This is a genomic window from Rhizobium pantanalense (assembly GCF_030182525.1).
Classification (GTDB): domain Bacteria; phylum Pseudomonadota; class Alphaproteobacteria; order Rhizobiales; family Rhizobiaceae; genus Rhizobium.
The window spans coordinates 170,262-188,391 of record NZ_JAQJCH010000004.1; the positions used below are offsets into that span (position 1 = coordinate 170,262).

Sequence of the window (18,130 nt, forward strand, 5' to 3'; positions counted from 1 at the left end):
GCACGAAAGCTTCGGGTAGCTGGTTGGCATAGTGCACAGGCCGCCGTGACCGATCCGTGAGCGCCTCCAAGCCGTCTTCCCTGTAGCGATTGAAGATCTTGTAACCGGCCTTACACGAGCTCCCGAACTCCCGACACACATAGCGCATCCCTTCGCCCTACAGCTACCAAGATTCGGCTCGCAAGCACCACGGCAGACGATATTTACGTCAGCGTACACATCCGGATATGGTTGATATTTCCGGACCCGCGGCGATCAAAGGCGCGCTTTGAGCGCTTTACGGCGGACCGAGCCGGCGCGGCCAATGGTTCCTCCCTGTCGGCCGTTCCGTTACCCTATGTCGCGCTGATCGACTTAAGCTCGGCGCTTCCTACAACCGCCTTCTGAATCAAAAACAGCGTCGATGGCTGTCCTTCCCCTTTTAGTGGGTAATTTGATGTACACATGGCGCAACCGCTGAAGACGTCGGTGGCGTATCAGGATAGGAGCGGTTTCCGGAGATTATTGCCGATCCAGAGGATCCTTTATATGCCGAAACCATTCGGTGGCGCGGGGGCTACTTCGATCCCGAATGGTTCAACCTTTCGACCGCGGACAAAGATCTCCGCAATGCTCTACGCTTGAACGTCAAACGGCGTCTATACCAACCGAAGCCGAAAGCTAGCTCGAAGAAATGAATATAGACGGCTTGCGGTCGGTAGCTTGAAAGGATTAGAACTCACGGCCTTATTTTGGGCGGCGGCTTCTGCCGACAATTCAGCGACTTAGAAGCGCGATGAAATGCATTTAGCCGAATTATTTATGAGTTCCGCCTAACGGTTCAGCGCATTGTTGAGGTAATGCAATCCGACCATCAGCATCATGGGGTCGGACAGAGAAGACAGGAAGCCGACGGCCTCGTAGAAGGCTCGTGCGTCATCTGAAATCGCATGAACGAGCATGCCTCGAATGCCAAGTACTTCCGCGGCATTGAGCAGGCGCAGGCCTGCGTCGCGCCCCAATGCCCTGCCGATACCACGTCCTTGGTAGGATTGATCAATGGCGAGGCGACCAAGCATAGCGACCGGCATTGGATAAGGAATCTCGATGCAACGGGCAAAGGTCTGACGCAAACGGACCTTGCTGCGAAACTCTCCGGGAATATCGGTCATTTGTCGCCCGCCTCGAAAGCCGTCAGCGACGGGTAGATATGATCGAGTTTCTGGATCTCGCCGAATCTTGGACTTTGATGCGGTTCAAGCGCTAAAGTCGGTCGTGCAGGCAAAGTAGGGCTGCAGCACATGGTGTCATGAGCTGGATTATTGAAATCCGCAAAGAAAGACTTAGCTTCTAAACAAATTGTCTGTCTTCTTCTGAAGGTCATGAAGGGTGGTCAACAGATACCCTCGCACCAGAGACGTATCCCTGGATTCCGAGGCGCTCGGGACCTGTCAACGTGCGTTTGAAGCCATTCTCTTCGAACTGACGCTAAACCGCGGAGACGAAAAGGCTGAGGACATTGCTGCCTTTGTCATCAAGCTTTATCAGCAGGGTGTCCATGAGGAGAAAAAGCTCTTCGAGCTTGGCCTGACCGCAACTGATCATTTGCGGGACTAAATGGAAATGTACGGCTCTTGTTATGTCTCCCGAGATTCTGGAGAAAGAGGGATGACGACGTTGTCATCCGAAGATTCCAGGTTGAGCAGCTTTGCCATATCCTTTGCGATGAGCTCGCTAAGTCCACCGAGACGGACGGCGCTGTAAACGACGACTTTACCTGTGGTGATGTCGATGACAGACCAAGACCAGGCGGCGTCTCGTACGGCGCAAAATCTTGCAGGGATCATATTTGACCTCCTAAAAAGCGTCTCGCTTAAATCTGCTCGGTGGCCAGAAGTTCCGTCGGCGGGACGCGGTTTCCGCAGTCAGTCGTAGTGGTCGCGCAATCATCAACCGTGCCGGCGTCGAACAGGTCAAACTGCTTCGCTCCGGCGACGACGAAGATGGCGACGAAATCTTCCTTCCTATCGCGGAGCCGAAGTTTCCAGTTGCCGGTCATGACTTCCTTCTCTTCTTCCTGACGGGCTCGTCGCTCAGTTCGATCCATACGAGAGCATGGTCGCTTGTGTGCTCCCAGCCGCGTACGTGCTTGTCGACTTCAGCCTTCGACAGACGGGCGGCCGGCTCCGAGCTGAGCAGGAAGTGGTCGATCCGCAGTCCGGCGTCGCGAGCGTATGCATTTCGGAATTAGTCTCAGAACGTGTAGATGCGTTCGTCGGATGTAGATGGCGCAGAGCATCGGTCCAGCCCTGATCGACGAGTTTTCTGTACGCGTTCCGGACTTCGACGCGAAACAAGGCGTCATTCGTCCAGCGTTCCGGCTTGTAGACGTCCATCTCGTTGGGCATCACGTCGAAGTCGCCGACGAGAACAACTGGCACCTCTAGCTTCAGCAGCTCGGCGGCGTAATCTTGAAGCCGTTTGAACCAGCGGAGCTTGTAGTCGAACTTAGGTCCCGGATAAGGATTGACGTTCGGGAGGTATAGACCGCGATGACGATCCCGTCGACAACGGCTTCGATATAGCGGCTGTGCTCGTCCTCCGGTTCGCCTGGGAGCCGTCGCCTCGTAAGATGGGGTTCCTGCCCTTTTGCAAGGATCGCAACCCCGTTCCAGGATTTTTGGCCCTGCCACACTGCGCCGTAGCCGGCAGCCTCGATTGCGTTGATCGGAAACTTCTCTTGCGGGGCCTTCAGTTCCTGGAGGCATGCGACGTCTGGCGCGGCCTCCTCCAGCCATCGCAGGAGGACTTCGAGCCGGCCGTTTACGCCGTTGACGTTGTAAGTCGCCAGCTTCACGGCTTAGCGCCGGCCGATTTCCGCTTCGACCTTCTTTCGCGAATTCCCGGCGCCCTTCACGGTCTTCTTGACCCTGTCCTTTGATACGCCTTCCTTCTTCGCCTCGTAACGCACTTCGTGATCCTGGCCGCCTGCGACCTTCGCACGATCCTGGATGCGGCCTCTCGATGTGGTTGCCATGACAGTGCCTTCTGATAGGTTCGACCTACGAAAAACGGGAGTTCCATGAGCTAGGGCGCGAGATATTCCCTGCAGATGCCGCAGCCGTCCCCGGACAATATGGGATCTCCGCAACGGAGACAGCGATACACGCTCTCGGCGGAGCAAGGCGCGGTCCGGCGGCCTTGATCGATACCCTCTAACATCATCTAGGGACTAATTAAAAAACACTAAAGAATGAATTGCGGCGAAGCGAGTGCAATGCAGGACCAGCTGAAGGCAATGCCCGAGTATCGTGATTAAACACTGGAAGGGGAGCTTCCGCATGTGCGGTGGGCTCCGCTTCGAATCTAGATTTCCATATGCGAGAGGTATGGAGACGCGCAGGACACCGATTAGATTACAAAGACAAGCCATCGCCATCACGCGCGCAAGGAGACCAATCAAAGTACAGCGCAGTCGTGCGCCCATGTTGAATAGGTTGAGCGAAGCGGAGGCAGCAGTTTCAATCTAACTTTTTGCCGCTTCTTTTTGACCCCTTGATCGGTTCTACAACGGGCTGAGCCAAACGAAGTGCTCGGAGCCTGTCCGTCTTCTTCTGTCGAGCAGACGCCTCATCGGCCAGGATAACCCTGGCAATTGACGTCGTCTGCTCGGACTTCGCCTGCGCCGACAGCTTTTCAGGCTTGAACAGATTGTCTTTCGTCTTTGTCATGCTTCCTCCATTTCAGCAGGTGCGTTTCAAAAGACGCCGGACGTCAGCGGGCTCGCGCCATGACTTTCTTCTTCGGCGCCGGCAACAGGCCTTCGCGCTGAGCCTGCTTACGGGCAAGCTTGCGGGCACGCCGGACCGCCTCACCCTTTTCGCGGGCACGTTTTTCGGACGGCTTTTCATAGGCGCTGCGTGCCTTCATTTCCCGAAACACGCCTTCACGCTGCAATTTCTTTTTCAGAACGCGTAGCGCTTGATCCACATTGTTGTCTCTTACCAGAACCTGCAAAACGTCTCCTTTCAGCTCGCGCTGCGTTTATTTCTTGGTGCGGATTGAATTCGAGTTGATCCAACTCGATTTCGATGTTTGCGGTACCTCGGCTTGCGTCGGCGAAAGCGACGACGGTGACGCCCCGGCATCGATATCGTCCTGACGGACGCTCCGCTCGAAGCTCTCATTTTGGAAGCGGACCCGATAGTGGGCAACGCCCTGCGACACAGGCAGCACAGACACGATGCTGCCCGCCGGCTGGGCGTTTCCGAAAATTCCAGGTTTCAGGACGATGCTGTCACCTGGCCGGTAACGACCATTTGCCATGCCGTTCTCCGTTCGAAATGAAAAAATAAAAGGCCGGGACGTGTCCCGACCTTCCTCGGTCATGGTCTCAGCGCGCCAGTACATCCGTGGTCGCGTGAAGCCTTGACAAATTATGCGGCCCGAAGATTGTCAGCCGAGCTCTTGCCAGATCTACGATCCTGCACGATGTCGTAAGTGATCTTCTGGCCATCGTTGAGCGACCGCATGCCGGCCCGCTCTACCGCCGAGATATGGACGAAAACATCCGTGCTGCCATTATCGGGTTGAATAAAGCCGAAGCCTTTGGTGGAGTTAAACCACTTCACAGTACCAGTGTTCATAACGATTCCTTTCTAAGCAATCGTTGTTGTTCCCGCGATACCCTGCGGGATTAGATCGATTATTTGAGAGGGAATCCGAGGAAGAACGCGAGGCTCTTGAGCGACGTCACAAGCAATGGTCGATAAGAAGAACATACCCTCAAATTCTGATATGGCAAGACATGTCAGGAAAATAACTAATCAAGAGACATGCAAATGGCTGACCGCGGACCGATGTTCGAGGACGACAACCTGCTGGTGGCCGCCGCTATAGAGGGGTTCGGCGTCCTCTACATCCTGGAAGATCCGGTCGCAGAGCCGATGGCCTATGGCGATCTCACTCGTCTGCTGGAGCCGTGGTGCGAGCCATTTGCGGACTATCACCTCTATGACTCAAATCGGGAGGGAACGGCGCTTTCGAAAGGTTCAAACAGGCTCTTCGATAAGCAGGCACTTTTGAGGGGCTTGGCCATTCATCGGCGGTGCTTCTCGAGCTCGACCGTCGCGGGATCTACGGCGGTATCGCCACCCGGCGCGGGGCGCCTATGGCGGAGTAGCTCCGCTGCTTTGGCTTCATATTCCTCGGCCATGCGATTCAGGCTATCGGCTGCAAAATCGTCCGCCACCGCATTAGCCAGTCGCCGGGAACGCCGCGCCTGGGCCTGGGCCTGGAAATCGTTGACGCGTACTTCATCTGTTACATCTTCCAGCAGATTGACGGCCCCCGCGAACTTGCCATCCCTGTCAAAAATGGGGGTCGGATAAGGTCGAAGGTCACACGTGTTCCGTCTGGCCTTTCGGCCACCGCCGTCACGCCGCGGATCGGCCGCCGGGTGTTGATTGCCTCCGCCATTGGGCATTCCTCATGCGGCAGGAAGTCGCCAGCGTTGGTATAGAGGCGCCAAGTAACGCACCAGCGGTCCGCCCCGACCTCAGGCCGCCGGCTGGTGAAGTCGATGCACGCCGGATTGAAGTAGGTGATCACTCCATCGGTGTCAGTGACGTAAATGGCAGCGGGGAGTTCGTCGAGCGTCTTGCGGAGCGCCTGATCTTCGGCCATCGAATCAATCGCATGGAAGAGGCTTCGCTGTAAATCAAAGTCTCGACTTGGCGATTATTTACGACGGCCAAATTCACCTTGAGATGACCTGACAAGTTTCAGGACATGACCTTGCTCCGATCCTGCACCGGATATCGGCCATAGGGACTTGCCTGCCAGTAGACTCAGCTGGGAACAAAGCCTTCAGACCGCCGTTGGTCCTCATGTTGATCGAGGAGAAAATGTCGTGGGCAGTGGCGATAGCTCCAAGCACATGGACAAGCAGGAACGCAACAACGATCACCTTGCCAATCAATATTGCTTTCGGAAGCAAAAGGAGGATTCGCTCATGGATCACAGCAACCACATACGACTGGCCGAAGAAGAACTTACACAGGCTAATTTGGAAGGCGCATCGATCTATGATGCCGATGATCACAAGGTTGGCACGGTTGACCACGTGCATGGGGCCGGCAGCGGCAGCAGCGTCGTGATCGACGTCGGCGGCTTCCTCGGCATCGGTGCAAAGCCGGTGTCGGTTCGAGTGACCGATCTGGATTTCATGCGCGACGAAAGCGGTGAGATCCATGGCGTGACGTCATGGACAAAGGACCAGCTGAAGGCAATGCCGGAACATCGCGATTAAAGACTGGGAAGAGAGCTTCCGCAAGAGCGGGGGCTCCCTTCGATAGGGTCAGGCTGCCCCGGGCGATATGCTCACGCACTTTCCTGATCCGCGATGCGATGGAAGCCCAAAAGATGACATATCCTGGCTGATGATCTCACGTCGCGAACGCGCCGTCATGCTCGAGACACGCGGCAGGGGCATCGTTAACTGGACGCTGCGTTACAGGGGTGAGGTCCGTGATCAGATATTTATTTCGAGGGGATCGGCGATGAGAAGGTGGGTTCGGACATGATGCCGCTCATCCGTGAATTCATCAACCGACAGACAAGAGCCTGGTTCCCGAAAATGGTGGTTAACCCGGTCCGAGAGCGGCTGCTCGACGTTATCGCAGCCAAGAGAAACACCCTGAAAAACTCCCCCAGCCCCAAAGGTAAGTGGACGCCATCGCCTCAGTCTGGCAATGTCATCAATATCAGGGATGCCGTGAAGAAATCGGTCGAGGCCGAGAAGCGAGTAAAACGATGAGGAGGCCTGCCAAGCCGTTGCTGCGGGAAGATCAGGTCGTCCGGTCGAAGCCCGCCCGGCGCCGCGACCCTTCCCAGCCCAATCTTCCCTTTGACAAGATGCCGGACCGGATCGAGCCTTGCCTGGCTCTTCTGAAAACGGTTCCGCCACAAGGCCCGGAGTGGGCGTTCGAAGTGAAGTGGGACGGCTATCGCCTGTGCGTCCATAACGAGCCGAAACGTGTGCGCATCATCACACGCGGCGGCCATGACTGGACGCATCGCTTTCCGGCCATCGCCGATGCCGCGCGGAAACTGGATGTCGGGACCGCCATTCTCGATGGCGAGGCCGTGGTACTTAATAACAAGGGTCACTCCGACTTCGGAGCATTGCAGCGATCGCTTGGCGGACGCGGTGGCAAACGAGCCTCGACAGAAGCGGTCTTTTTCGCTTTCGACCTGCTTTATTTTGACGGTCACGATCTCACGGGAATGGAGCTCTCCGTCCGCCGGCATTTGCTTGAGGATTTTCTCGATGGTGCCACGGGCGCAATACAGCTGTCGGAAGAAGTCCAGGGTGACGGCGCGGCACTTCTCGCCAAGGCCTGTGCGGCAGGGCTTGAGGGCATTATTGCCAAGCACCGGGATCGACCTTATCGATCCGGGCGAACCGGCGATTGGATAAAGATCAAATGCGTGCAGAGCGAAAGCTTCATGATCATCGGCTATGAGCAATCCGCCTCCGCCCGCAGCGGCATCGGGAGCCTTCTTGTTGCCGGCAGAAAGGGCCACGATTGGATCTATGTCGGCGCCGTCGGAACGGGGTTCGATGCCAAGGATGCCGCCTATCTCAGGAAGAAGCTCGACACACTTAAAACCAGCCAACCCGTAGTGCCGCTCAAGGGCAAGAAGGTCGTCTTCGTACAGCCGACCTTGATCGCCGAGATCGAGTTTCGGGGATGGACCGATGACGGCAATCTGCGCCACGCCTCCTATAAGGGCTTGCGGGAGGTCCAGGACAATGCTGCAGTATTCGACGTAAATGGCGAGCCAACCGCCGAGCATTGATAGGGCGCTCGACCCATGCGCGAGCGCCAGCCCACCCGGACCATCGCGCGCGGCGGACGGGCTGTGCAAACCCGATCATCAATGCCGGATGAGCCGTTTTCAAGGCTGGTCGACGCGTTGAAGTTCGAAGAAATAGATGCGCTCGTCGCACTGAATCGTCATCGCGCCCATCACCGTCTGCTCATCGATCCTCCGAAAATGATCGACGATCGGCTGATGGTCATAGACCAGGGCGGCACTTTCGACACCGTCAAACGGCAGGGTTTTGAGACCTGCGACCGGCCCGTTCGCGCGAAGCCGACGCTGAAGATAGGAAAAGAGGTTGCTCGCTATAGGAGTCCGGCCAAGCCGATCGAAACGCATCGCCCAGTGAAGCGGTATCCATTTCGGATCAATTGCCGTGAGTCGATGCTCGCCCGAGCGAAACAGCAAGGCATCGGCGCGCATATCGGGCGTGAAGCGCTTGCCGTACCAGCCGAGATTTTCGAGCACGCCGTCGAACGGATGGTTCGCCGGTATACCGTGCCCCTTCCACAGGCCCACGAGTTCGCGCGGCGCCATCGGCGGCAGGTGCCGGAACTTCTCAAGCACTGTCTGCTGGCCTGTCACTGGATGGCTTGTCCTTTTCCTTGCGCTCCGAGGCCCGCCGCCTGGATCTGGCATCGCGGCGGGCCGCGCGCAACTCGTCAAGAGTTGGTATCCACCAGCCACGATCGCGCTCACCTTGTCCCGGAGGTATGCGCGCCGGCCACGCCCTCACCAATTCTTCCAGCGGGCCGCGCCGCCACGATGCCCAGACATAATCCTCGCCATCTGCTGCGGGAAAGTAAAAAGCGGTGACTGTCCCCGAATCCGCGAGTTCACCCTCAGTCCTGGTAAAGAAAACGATCCCGATATGCGTGCCGATCGCGCGGTCGAAGGGTGGCGGATCATCAGCGGGAACCGGATATCGCTTGCGCCGGCGCTCCCTCATCCTCTCCTTGGATGCCTCCTCTTCCTCCGTTCCCTTGATCGCCTCGCGCCTTGCGTGCCGTGCATCCGGCTCGGAGCGCTTGGCGGCTGCCTCTATGACCGGCCATCGCTGCCGCAGTTCTGCAAACGAGCGGTAAGGCACCGTCCAGAGACGGCGGTCGGCATCCCAGCGGGCATGCGGAATCTCGCGGATTTCGTCAATAGCGGCCCGTGAGTAGGGCGTCCTAATCTGGAAAGCCGCGGGCGCCGCGTCCAGGTACGGGCTTTCAATTGGCTCAAAGGCAAAGGCATCTCTGCCCTTTTCGTCGGCGAACCTGTCCGCCTCCGCCTCCATCTCCGCGAACCAGCGGCCGATACGCCTTTCGGCGGTGCGGCCGGGCACGAACCAGGCATTGAGCCTGTCGCTCCATCGCGCACGCGGGAACGCCTGCCGAAACCGCTCCACCGTTACCCGATCATGCGGCAGGTCGGTGGTTGCCCCCTCGCGCGGGCGTGGTTCGGCCGTGTCCTTTATTACCTCGTCCATATATATCGCCTGAGGTTGGCCTTGCGAGATCACGCCGCACGCTTTGATTTTCCGAGGCGCTTGATCGCCTGCTCAAGCGGCCGCTCGCCGTCACAATAGTCCTGCCAGGCCGGGCTCTTGGCAAGTAGCGCCGGCACCGTTCGGATCGTAAAGCGTTTCGGGTCGAGATCGGCCTTTACCTGCGTCCAGTTGAGCGGCATCGAGACGGTGGCGCCGGGGCGAGCCCGCGGTGAGAGCGGTGCGACGGCGGTCGCCATGCGGTCGTTGCGCAGGTAATCAAGGAAGATCCGGCCACCCCGAAGGCTCTTGGTCATCTTGATCAGATAGAGATCGGGATTGTCACGCGCCATGTCTTCGCAGAGATCGTGGGCGAAGCCTTTTGCCTCCACCCAGGTCAAAGGTTTGCGCTTGTTAATTGCCAGCGGTGTCACGACGTGCAGACCCTTGCCTCCGGTCGTCTTGCAGAAACTGATGAGACCGAGCTCATCCAGCCGGTCGCGCATCTCGCGCGCCGCTGCAACAACGCTCGAAAACAGCACATCGGGCCCGGGATCAAGATCGAACACCAGACGTCCAGGTACTTCCGGTTTGCCGGGCTGACAATTCCAGGGATGCAGTTCGATACCACCGATCTGGGCGATGGCGGCCAGCCCCTCGATCCGGTCGATCTGCAGGTAAGGCTTCTTGTCGCCGAACACTTTCACCAGCTCGATAAGGTTCGAGGTACCTGGCATCGCATGCCGCTGGAAGAACTGTTCTCCCTCGATACCATCGGGTGCGCGAATGATCGAACACGGCCGGCCCTTAATATGCTCGATGAGCCAGGCGCCGACAGCTTCATGATAGCGCGCCAGCTCTTCCTTGGTGACGGGCTCTCCGTCATTGGCATCCGGCCATAGCCGCTTGTCGGGATTGGAGATGAGGACTCCCATGACCTCGGCCTTCGCGGTTTTGCGGCGGAAAGGCTTATGTTTGGCGGTTGCGGCAGGCTGGGCGGTCTCCGTCCCGCCCGGCGATGCCGGCTTCTCGGCCTCGACCTCTTTTGCCGGCTTGTCTTCACGCAGACCCTTGAAGGCGGCCTGCCGGACGAGTCCGTCGGCGGTCCAGCCCTCGAATTCGATTTCGGCGACGAGTTCCGGCTTTACCCAGACCACTTCACCCTGCTTCTTCGGAGCACCGCCGGTGAACGGCGATTTCGCCGTCTCCAGTGCCTTCAGCCTTGGAAGCAGCGTCTCCACTTTCTTGGCGCCATAGCCGGTCCCGACGCGCCCGACATGGACAAACTGGTCTCCACGGTGGACGCCAACCAAAAGGGAGCGGAATTTGCCATTGGTTTTGGCATAGCCACCGATGACCACTTCATGGCCCGCCCGGCATTTCGACTTTACCCAGGTTTCGGTCCGGCCGGACCGATAGAGTGCATCCATCTGCTTGGAGACTATGCCTTCGAGCGACAGCTTGCAGGCAGAGCGGAGCACCGCATCGCCGCCGGTTTCGAAATGTTCGACATAGCGGATGCGGGGATCGCTGCTCGCTTCGGCAAGAAGGTTTTGCAGCCGCTCCTTCCGCTCCACCAGAGGTATAGACCGCAAGTCCTCGGCGCCATCGAACAGCAGATCGAACGCGAAATAGACGAGGTCATTCGTTTTGCCTTCCGACAAAGCCGCCTGGAGCGCGGCAAAATCCGGTGCGCCGTTCTCATCGAGTGCGCAGATCTCGCCATCGATAATGCAGTCGGGAAGTGCTGACGCCGACTTGGCGATCTCGGGATATTTTGCCGTCCAGTCGAGACCTTTGCGCGTCTTCAGCTTCACCGCCCCATCGGCAATGCGCATCTGGATACGGTAGCCATCGAACTTGATCTCATGCAGCCAACTCTTGCCGACGGGCGGTCGAGCAACCCTTTCGCACAGTTGCGGAGCTATGAAGTCGGGCAGATCAACAGCAGTGGAGGTCGCAACATCCTTGCGCGACCGCTTCTTGCGCTCGCCGGCCGCTAGGCCATGCTTGCTGTCCCAGACCGCATCTGCCTCCACATCTGCATTCGCCGTCATGAAGGGCTGCGGTTTGCGGCCCCTGCCCTCGGCGATTTGCTGCATGCTGCGGCCAGAGGCAACCGAGATCGCATTCTCTTCCAGGATGGCGGCGCCGTTCTCCTCCACCGAGTAGTCGTCATGATGCTTGATCAGCAGCCAGTTGGTTCGCGTGCCGCGGTCCCGGTCCCGGCGCATCCGGACCAGGACGAAACTGCCATGAAGCCGCTTGCCGTCCAGCGTGAACTTGAAGTCACCTTTTTTCAGAGCTTCCTCGGGCGACGTCCTGCCTTCGGGTTCCCAGTAGCCGCGATCCCACAGCATCACGGTCCCTCCGCCATATTGCCCCTTGGGGATCGTGCCCTCGAAATCGCCATAGTCGAGCGGATGGTCTTCCACCTCGACCGCCAGACGCTTGTCGTGCGGATCGAGCGATGGCCCCTTCGTCACCGCCCAGGATTTAAAGACGCCGTCGAGTTCCAGGCGAAGATCGTAATGCAGCCGGGTGGCATCATGCTTTTGGATGACGAACCGCCGGCGGTTCGACGGTTTGACATGAGTCTCCCCGCTTGGTTCGCTGGTCTTCTTGAAATCGCGCTTGGCACGATATTTCGAAAGAGTGTCGGCCATGCTCAGCGGCTCCAGACACGCAGCGCGCCGGCATCTGCGAGACTGCGTCTGACGGTGGCAGCCTGGCTTGAGGCGATATCCGCCGAGACCTCGATCTCGCCTGCGAGCGGCGCGTCACCGCGAGCCCCCTGACCGTGCGAGGCATCTCCACCCGAGGGCGCCGAACCTGAGCTGTTGCTGTCGCTTGCCGATTGAACGAAAATGTCCGGCCGCGAAATTCCATGCTGCTGAACCAGATGTTCGATGGCAAGATCTGCTGCCTGGCGTGTTTGGAACGTGGCGCTGATGGTCGTGGTGCTGTCATCCGCCATTGCTGTCTCCTGCTGACAAGGTTCACAGCAACAGAACGTTCTTTAGCTCTTGTAGTTTCCTTGAAGGTTCCTGAATCCCGCGTCTACTGAGCCTTTGACACTTCCGATCAGGTCAGCTCGCAAGCACCGTGGCAGATGATATGTACGCCAGCAGACGCATCCGGAATGTGGTTGATATTTTGAGGCTTGCGGCTATCAAAGACTTGCTTTGAGCGCTTTGCGGCGGACCGAGCCGGAGCGGCCAATGATTCCTCCCTATTGGCCGTTCCGTTATCCTGTGCACGCGCCATCGCGGCGAACCCACTGATGGTCGCTACGAGGTCGAATAGCAGTGGGTATGGCCCGCCCGGCCGCACTACACCCTTCTCATGAGGCAAGTGACGTTTTAGATTTGCGCCGATCATTTTCGTGGGATAGGCCATGACGTCTCAGCTGGACATGTTTTCGGAGAATGCGCAGCCCGTCCGCAAAACGTCGGCGCCAAGCCTGCGGACTCGACCGGCCGGATCAGCGCCCGACGAAGCCGAGATGGTGCGGATCCTGCAAGCAACCGGGCGCTACCAGATTCTGAGAAAACTCGAAGCTCGTCCGATTGCCGCCATCCCAAGACCTGGCCATCCGCTGCAGGGCGTCATCCTCGATACCGAAACCACAGGGCTCGATGCGAGGAAAGACGAGATCATCGAAATCGGCCTCATCGGCTTCACCTTCAATGAACAGGGCGAGATCGGAGATGTCACCGGTATCTACGGCGGGCTGCAGCAACCGAGCATTCCGATCCCAGCCGACGTTATCAGGCTGACCGGCATCACCAACGCCATGGTCGTCGGCCAGATGATCGACATGCCGGCCGTGCGTGCGCTCATCGAACCGGCCGATCTCATCATTGCCCACAATGCCGGTTTCGATCGGCCCTTTTGCGAGACCTTCTCCTCGATCTTTGCCGGCAAGGCCTGGGCCTGTTCCAATTCCGAGATTGATTGGAGCGCCAGGGGCTATGAAGGAACCAAGCTCGGCTATCTCATCAACCAGAGTGGCTATTTTCACGTCGGACACCGCGCTGTCGACGACTGCTTCGCCCTGTTGGAGGTACTGGCGCTCTCTCAGGGCGATAATGCGCAAACACATTTTGCCGAACTTTATCAGGCAAGCCAACGCTCCCGCGTGCGCATCTTCGCGGAAAACTCCCCCTTCGACCTGAAGGACCGCTTGAAAGAACGGGGCTACCGCTGGTCTGACGGCAGTGATGGGCGACCGAAATCCTGGTGGATCGAGATCGTCGAAGAGGCCATGGAAGACGAACTTCGCTTCCTGCGAACCGAGATCTACGGCTGGGATGCCGATCCGCCAATCCAGCGCGTCACGGCGTTCGACAGGTTCAAAGGGCGAAGGTAAGTTCAACCGGGCGCCACTGCAACGAGGATTACCCAGCTCGCCAGATGGCCTTTTAAACTATAACTGAAAACAACGACCGTCGGCAGAACGCTTCGATCTCACGCTCAAAGCGCTCGAAAGCGTCACAGACCCACGGTTCGTAAGGCTTGAAACCATCGCCGTTGCCGAGCGGGCGAGATGATCTGAGCATCTTGAAAAGCCGCAAGCCTGTAAATCGCATCGCCTTTACCAAACACGGAGCTTGAGACTCCATAACACCACCTACTGGCTGACTGTCCATCCATTCGAAAATCGAAAACTAAAGGAACCGCCCGGTGTTGCAAATTTAGCAGTCCGCAATTGCAGTGTGCTTGCCCCGTAGAATCGCTAGGTCGGATCCTTGTTTCGGCAACGCGAGTTAGGCTTCGGCTCGAGCGGCCGCGACAGGGTGTGGTGCCCAGAGCTTTCGCCTTGAATCTCACGATTGGAAGCCGGATACGTAGAACGCGCCTATAGCGTATCGGGTCGCATGGAATGAAAGGGCCTCTTTCGGAGGCCCCCCCTGGCACTATTCAAGGATGCGAACGACCTTGCGCGTCTTCGGCTGGACGATGACACGTTTATGGTTCACGACAGCATAGGCATAGGTTGGGTTATCCGGAACCGGTGTCACGACAACCGTTTCCGGAAGCGCGCGGCCGACGACAATCTGGTCTTGCACGACTGCCTCGGAGGGAGGCAGAGGCTGCTCCTGAACGTAAGTGACCACTTTCTCCGGCGGCGGGTCGATGGCACCACCGACAATCGCTCCGGTGACACCCCCAATCGCAGCGCCGACCGGGCCACCTACGACCGCTCCGGTCACCGCACCGCCCGCGGCTCCAGTGACGGTGGAAGACTGCGCGAAGGCTGAACCAGCGAGAAGGCCGAAGGCGGCGGCTGAAACAATAAGTTTCGTTTTCATAGCATTCTCCTTTGCATTTTGGCTCTTGCGAGCTGAAAAGAGAATTGCCCAGCCTTCGGAATGTTCCTATTCGGTTACCATCCAGAGCCATCACGGGTTAGCCGCGGCCGACAAACTTCGTGATCGGCAAGCACGGCGCAAAGACCATGAGCCTCGACCTCAGACCGACAGAGACAATTGGTAAACCAGCTACGCCTTATCTTTTATCTCGCACGTGATTTGTCAGCGTCCTCGGCAATAGGGATTGGTGCCCCTAAACAGCTCCAGCTTTTCTGCAAGCTCGATCTCGGACACCGGTTTTCCGATTGTTGCAAGCACCACTTGGGAGTACTCAGCCGCTATCGCCTCCTGACCTGTGACGAAGATGCTTGGGATCCCCTGTTCGGAAAGCCAGATCGCCGCATCAGGGCCAGTGCGTCCATCAGCAAGATCGATATCCACCAGCACTCCGTCGATGCCACGGAGATCCTGTCTTTTAACAAGGTCGGCGAAGCTTATGGCAGATCCTGCAAAGATATGCCCCAAATCCTCAATCATGGCCTCGATTTGGAAGATGATCAATGGGTTGTCTTCAAGACAGAATATGCGCAACGGAGGCGCCGAAGATGCCATGGCTAATAAGCCTCCTAGAGTTCAAGGTCCTTCGGTGACACGCGCGCAAGCGGACCGATCTGAGTGCAGCTTAGTCCCTGTGGATGGAACAAGATGGTGGGCGGCGTGCCAAAGAGGTTGTATAACGCCGAGCGGATATACCGCGTTCCATATCCGCTTCTTTTAGGTTCCGAGACTGGCGGACCTCCTCGCTCCAGCCATTGAAGATCCAGGTTCCCATCTTGTGAAACGGACCATTTCAGACTTATCCGGCCCTCTGGTTTTAGGAGAGCACCATATTTAAGCGCATTTGTCGCAAGCTCATGGAAGCATAAGGCCAGCGTCGTCGCGGCCTCGGCACTCAGCATAATTTTCGGCCCCGTAAAACTAATGCGATCCGCGCCTTTCGCCCGATATGGGCTGAAGGTTAATTCGGCAATATGGGAGAACTCGGCTGCGTCACCGTTCGCCTGGAACACTGCGGAATGTACGTTGGCAAGAGCGGCAAGCCGACCGGCGAAATCGTCGGCGAACTCATCCAGCGAGACGGCGCGCCGGCGGGTCATCTGGAAGATTGAAGAGATACTGGAGAGAATGTTCTTCACGCGGTGATTGAGTTCACGCCGAAGTTCGCTCTCACGCTCAATGTGGTCCCGGACATCGCGCTGGCGCAGGCGCGCCAGCAGGCTCGATTGAACGCCGCTCAGCAATTCGAGCATTGTCACTGGACGTTGATAATAGAGTTGCCGTGAGCGGGGCCAGGCAACGGAGAGCTCAGCTTGCACGCGGGTCGGAGGAACCATCCGGTCCAATAGGATCAGAATAGGCATCTCCGACCATTCTGGCTGCTCGACTAGGTGGCGACCGATCGTCTCCTGCACCTCCGGATCAAGTGCCTCCTGCGTGGCAACAAGGACGCCGGGTGTTTGCGCCAACAGCGCCATCAACTGTTCCAAGCCCTCCGCCCGCCGCGCAGCTACACCATTTTGAGCCAGGAGCGTCTCCAAATGTTCGGCGTCGCGCCGATAAGGCGCGATGACCAATACCCAGTCGAGATGGCTGTCATTTGCGGCCACGAGCGATCAGGTCTCCGGAATCGGGTTATATGAGACCACTGTGACTCCGGAGCTTTGAATGAACAATTCCCGGACGTCGAGATCGTGCGGACCGTGCCGTTTCTTCACGACAGTAATGCTGCGCCGCAGCCTACCCTCATGCTCGGTAATTCGCAGCAGCAGCACCGTGTCTCCCAGAAAACTTACATCGACATCAATACCAATCCCCTGGCCAAGCAGACCGTGCTGCGCGACGATAAGCATGGTAAGCACACCTGCGCGCGCGAGAAATTTCAGGAGCGATTGGATGTCGAGGACGGCCTTCTCACGATGCGGCAATGAATTCAGATATCCGGTGAAGCTATCGATGACGACGACCTTCACCCTTTCACTGCTCACCGCTTGCTGGACGATCTGGCCGAACTCACCCGGCGATATCTCATTGGGGTTAAAATCCCGGATGATCAGCTGACCATCCTTGTGAAATTGGCGCAGATCCATGCCCAATCCTTCCGAGCGCCGGAAGAAAGTCTCTATTCGCTCCTCGAACAGGAACAGGCCTACACTCTCACCTCGTTTGAGAGCTGCGGTCGCATAGAGCGAGGCCATGGTTGATTTACCGGTGCCCGCCTGACCTATGACGAGGGTGGTGGTTCCCGATTCCTGCCCGCCGCCGAACATTTCATCGAGCGTATCCACGCCGGACTTGATCAACTGCGGCTCAACGGTTCTCGCCACGTTGCCCGGTATGATCCGTGGGAATACGACCACGCCCTCGCCTTCGCGGATCGCCATGTCGTGATAGCCGTCGGCGACGGGCACACCGCGCATCTTACTGACCTCGATGCGGCGGCGAACCGCACCATATTCCTCAAGCGATTTGTCCAGACGAATGACGCCGTGAGCAATGCCATCGACCTCTTCGCCTGTTCTATCGGTCTCTGGGGTTTGGGTGTCAAGCAACAGAGCCACTATGTCGCGTTTGGCGAGAAACGCCTTGAAGGCGATCAGCTCGCGACGAAAGCGGGGGGAATCGCCAGTGATCAACCGAATTTCAAGTAGTGAGTCATAGACAAGCCGGCTGGGTTTGTGCTCCTCAATTGCGCTTTCGATCATTTTCCGTGTCTCGTCCAGACGGAGTTCAGCCGTCTGAAAAATCGACTGGTCGCTTGCTCCCCCAACCGAATCGGAAGCTGCGAGCTCTTCCACCCGGATGCCCTCAAGCGTCCAGCCATGGGACAGCGCGATCGACTCCAGCTCCGCCCTGGTCTGAGACAGGCTGACATAAATGCAGCGTTCTCCGTTCGCAGCACCCGCACGGAGGAATTGTAAAGCTGCGGTCGTCTTGCCCGACCCTGGCGCACCTTGAAGGATATAGAGATTTGATGCGGGCAAACCGCCACGGAGAATGTCGTCCAACCCGGGAATCCCGGAACTTACAACAGTCACCTTCTTGCTTTCAACCACGTTCACCTCTCGCTCACGGCTGAATTGAGGACGTACAACGCCCGATCATGATATCGAGTTCCTAGGTTGCGGATTAACTACGCCGACACACCGCCTGCATTTCCAAGACCCGCCGAACGCAAATCACGGTTTTCAATGAAATGCCAATGGCAGCGATAGTTAGGCTGAGGCGAGAGGGAGGGGCCGAAAACGAAGTCTTCGGCCGGTCGAAATGGCTTGAAATTATCCCGATTATTTGAGTCTTTTGAACATTGGCTCGGTGCTGTTCTTGCTTTTGCAGGCAGGTATACCGCTCCGCATCGCTCAAATCGCCTCGAGGCAATACTCCTTCCTAAGATGCAGTCATGACTTACGACTGACGAGGT

General features: G+C 57.8%; 22 protein-coding genes and 4 pseudogenes. 6 read left to right on the forward strand and 20 right to left on the reverse strand.

From position 1 onward, the window contains the following. Positions 1-10 precede the first annotated feature (10 nt). Positions 11-157, reverse strand: a pseudogene (locus tag PH558_RS12540) (leucine zipper domain-containing protein); the annotation flags it as partial. A gap of 301 nt (positions 158-458) precedes the next feature. Between PH558_RS12540 and PH558_RS12545 the strand changes: the two are divergent. Further along, positions 459-677 (forward strand): annotated as a pseudogene (locus tag PH558_RS12545) (IS1096 element passenger TnpR family protein); the annotation flags it as partial. 135 nt (positions 678-812) lie between these two features. Here the strand turns inward: PH558_RS12545 and PH558_RS12550 are convergent. Then, positions 813-1,112: a GNAT family N-acetyltransferase gene (locus PH558_RS12550; protein WP_483314148.1), complete on the reverse strand. Its 300-nt coding sequence runs from the start codon at positions 1,110-1,112 to the stop codon at positions 813-815. Between PH558_RS12550 and PH558_RS34370 the strand changes: the two are divergent. Continuing rightward, positions 1,101-1,269: pseudogene (locus PH558_RS34370) on the forward strand (helix-turn-helix domain-containing protein); the annotation flags it as partial. The gene PH558_RS12550 and the pseudogene PH558_RS34370 overlap by 12 nt on opposite strands. A 347-nt stretch (positions 1,270-1,616) precedes the next feature. Here the strand turns inward: PH558_RS34370 and PH558_RS12560 are convergent. The 9 genes and pseudogenes from PH558_RS12560 to PH558_RS12600 all read right to left on the reverse strand — a co-directional run bounded on the left by PH558_RS12560 (position 1,617) and on the right by PH558_RS12600 (position 5,664). Then, complete coding sequence (locus PH558_RS12560; RefSeq protein ID WP_095433189.1) at positions 1,617-1,826, reverse strand: hypothetical protein; 210 nt, start codon at positions 1,824-1,826, stop codon at positions 1,617-1,619. A 26-nt stretch (positions 1,827-1,852) separates the two neighbouring features. Beyond that, positions 1,853-2,038, reverse strand: coding sequence for a hypothetical protein (locus PH558_RS12565; RefSeq protein ID WP_285204663.1), 186 nt, complete (start codon positions 2,036-2,038; stop codon positions 1,853-1,855). Continuing rightward, a pseudogene (gene xth, locus PH558_RS12570) lies at positions 2,035-2,836 on the reverse strand (exodeoxyribonuclease III). The gene PH558_RS12565 and the pseudogene xth overlap by 4 nt, the downstream one beginning before the upstream one ends. A 3-nt stretch (positions 2,837-2,839) precedes the next feature. Beyond that, complete coding sequence (locus PH558_RS12575; RefSeq protein ID WP_285204664.1) at positions 2,840-3,016, reverse strand: DUF3606 domain-containing protein; 177 nt, start codon at positions 3,014-3,016, stop codon at positions 2,840-2,842. Between the two features lie 484 nt (positions 3,017-3,500). Then, the gene (locus PH558_RS12580) at positions 3,501-3,710 is read right to left on the reverse strand and encodes a hypothetical protein (RefSeq protein WP_095433192.1); all 210 of its coding nucleotides are present in this window, start codon (positions 3,708-3,710) and stop codon (positions 3,501-3,503) included. Positions 3,711-3,753: 43 nt separating this feature from the next. After that, on the reverse strand, positions 3,754-3,996 hold the full coding sequence (gene rpsU, locus PH558_RS12585; RefSeq protein WP_015343608.1) for a 30S ribosomal protein S21: 243 nt from the start codon (positions 3,994-3,996) through the stop codon (positions 3,754-3,756). 27 nt (positions 3,997-4,023) lie between these two features. Further along, complete coding sequence (locus tag PH558_RS12590) at positions 4,024-4,368, reverse strand: cold-shock protein (RefSeq protein WP_285204666.1); 345 nt, start codon at positions 4,366-4,368, stop codon at positions 4,024-4,026. A 47-nt stretch (positions 4,369-4,415) separates the two neighbouring features. Continuing rightward, complete coding sequence (locus tag PH558_RS12595; RefSeq protein ID WP_095433194.1) at positions 4,416-4,625, reverse strand: cold-shock protein; 210 nt, start codon at positions 4,623-4,625, stop codon at positions 4,416-4,418. A 676-nt stretch (positions 4,626-5,301) separates the two neighbouring features. Further along, the gene (locus PH558_RS12600; RefSeq protein ID WP_285204670.1) at positions 5,302-5,664 is read right to left on the reverse strand and encodes a PAS domain-containing protein; all 363 of its coding nucleotides are present in this window, start codon (positions 5,662-5,664) and stop codon (positions 5,302-5,304) included. 328 nt (positions 5,665-5,992) lie between these two features. Here PH558_RS12600 and PH558_RS12605 point away from each other — a divergent pair, with 328 nt between their 5' ends. From PH558_RS12605 to ligD (PH558_RS12615), 3 genes are all read left to right on the forward strand, one after another. Then, entirely contained in the window at positions 5,993-6,289 is a 297-nt protein-coding gene (locus tag PH558_RS12605) for a PRC-barrel domain-containing protein (protein ID WP_285204671.1), read from the forward strand. A 270-nt stretch (positions 6,290-6,559) separates the two neighbouring features. Continuing rightward, positions 6,560-6,796 carry a Ku family protein gene (locus PH558_RS12610; RefSeq protein WP_285204672.1) on the forward strand — a complete coding sequence of 79 codons (237 nt, stop codon included), beginning with the start codon at positions 6,560-6,562 and terminating at the stop codon, positions 6,794-6,796. After that, the gene (gene ligD / locus PH558_RS12615) at positions 6,793-7,842 is read left to right on the forward strand and encodes a non-homologous end-joining DNA ligase (protein ID WP_285204673.1); all 1,050 of its coding nucleotides are present in this window, start codon (positions 6,793-6,795) and stop codon (positions 7,840-7,842) included. Before PH558_RS12610 ends, ligD (PH558_RS12615) begins: the two co-directional genes overlap by 4 nt. Positions 7,843-7,941: 99 nt before the next feature. Here ligD (PH558_RS12615) and PH558_RS12620 read toward each other — a convergent pair whose 3' ends face one another. The 5 genes from PH558_RS12620 to PH558_RS12640 all read right to left on the reverse strand — a co-directional run bounded on the left by PH558_RS12620 (position 7,942) and on the right by PH558_RS12640 (position 12,736). Next, the gene (locus PH558_RS12620) at positions 7,942-8,505 is read right to left on the reverse strand and encodes a DUF4334 domain-containing protein (protein WP_483314149.1); all 564 of its coding nucleotides are present in this window, start codon (positions 8,503-8,505) and stop codon (positions 7,942-7,944) included. Next, complete coding sequence (locus PH558_RS12625) at positions 8,426-9,340, reverse strand: hypothetical protein (RefSeq protein WP_285204676.1); 915 nt, start codon at positions 9,338-9,340, stop codon at positions 8,426-8,428. The genes PH558_RS12620 and PH558_RS12625 overlap by 80 nt, the downstream gene beginning before the upstream one ends. Positions 9,341-9,369: 29 nt before the next feature. Beyond that, complete coding sequence (gene ligD / locus PH558_RS12630) at positions 9,370-12,003, reverse strand: DNA ligase D (RefSeq protein ID WP_285204677.1); 2,634 nt, start codon at positions 12,001-12,003, stop codon at positions 9,370-9,372. 2 nt (positions 12,004-12,005) lie between these two features. Beyond that, the gene (locus PH558_RS12635; protein WP_095433201.1) at positions 12,006-12,314 is read right to left on the reverse strand and encodes a hypothetical protein; all 309 of its coding nucleotides are present in this window, start codon (positions 12,312-12,314) and stop codon (positions 12,006-12,008) included. Between the two features lie 107 nt (positions 12,315-12,421). Next, positions 12,422-12,736, reverse strand: coding sequence for a hypothetical protein (locus PH558_RS12640; protein WP_095433202.1), 315 nt, complete (start codon positions 12,734-12,736; stop codon positions 12,422-12,424). On the opposite strand from PH558_RS12640, the gene PH558_RS12645 reads away from it, so the two are divergent. Beyond that, a complete protein-coding gene (locus tag PH558_RS12645) occupies positions 12,735-13,709 on the forward strand; it encodes a 3'-5' exonuclease (RefSeq protein WP_285204679.1) in 975 nt (324 codons plus the stop codon). The genes PH558_RS12640 and PH558_RS12645 overlap by 2 nt on opposite strands. Before the next feature lie 547 nt (positions 13,710-14,256). Here the strand turns inward: PH558_RS12645 and PH558_RS12650 are convergent. The 4 genes from PH558_RS12650 to PH558_RS12665 all read right to left on the reverse strand — a co-directional run bounded on the left by PH558_RS12650 (position 14,257) and on the right by PH558_RS12665 (position 17,765). Next, positions 14,257-14,652 carry a DUF1236 domain-containing protein gene (locus tag PH558_RS12650; protein WP_285204680.1) on the reverse strand — a complete coding sequence of 132 codons (396 nt, stop codon included), beginning with the start codon at positions 14,650-14,652 and terminating at the stop codon, positions 14,257-14,259. A 222-nt stretch (positions 14,653-14,874) separates the two neighbouring features. Next, positions 14,875-15,264 (reverse strand): response regulator, encoded by a 390-nt coding sequence (locus PH558_RS12655; RefSeq protein WP_113407985.1) that lies wholly within the window; start codon positions 15,262-15,264, stop codon positions 14,875-14,877. Positions 15,265-15,278: 14 nt separating this feature from the next. Beyond that, entirely contained in the window at positions 15,279-16,319 is a 1,041-nt protein-coding gene (locus PH558_RS12660; protein ID WP_285204682.1) for a sensor histidine kinase, read from the reverse strand. Positions 16,320-16,325: 6 nt separating this feature from the next. Next, on the reverse strand, positions 16,326-17,765 hold the full coding sequence (locus PH558_RS12665; RefSeq protein WP_285204683.1) for a DUF7125 family protein: 1,440 nt from the start codon (positions 17,763-17,765) through the stop codon (positions 16,326-16,328). Between the last annotated feature and the right edge of the window lie 365 nt (positions 17,766-18,130).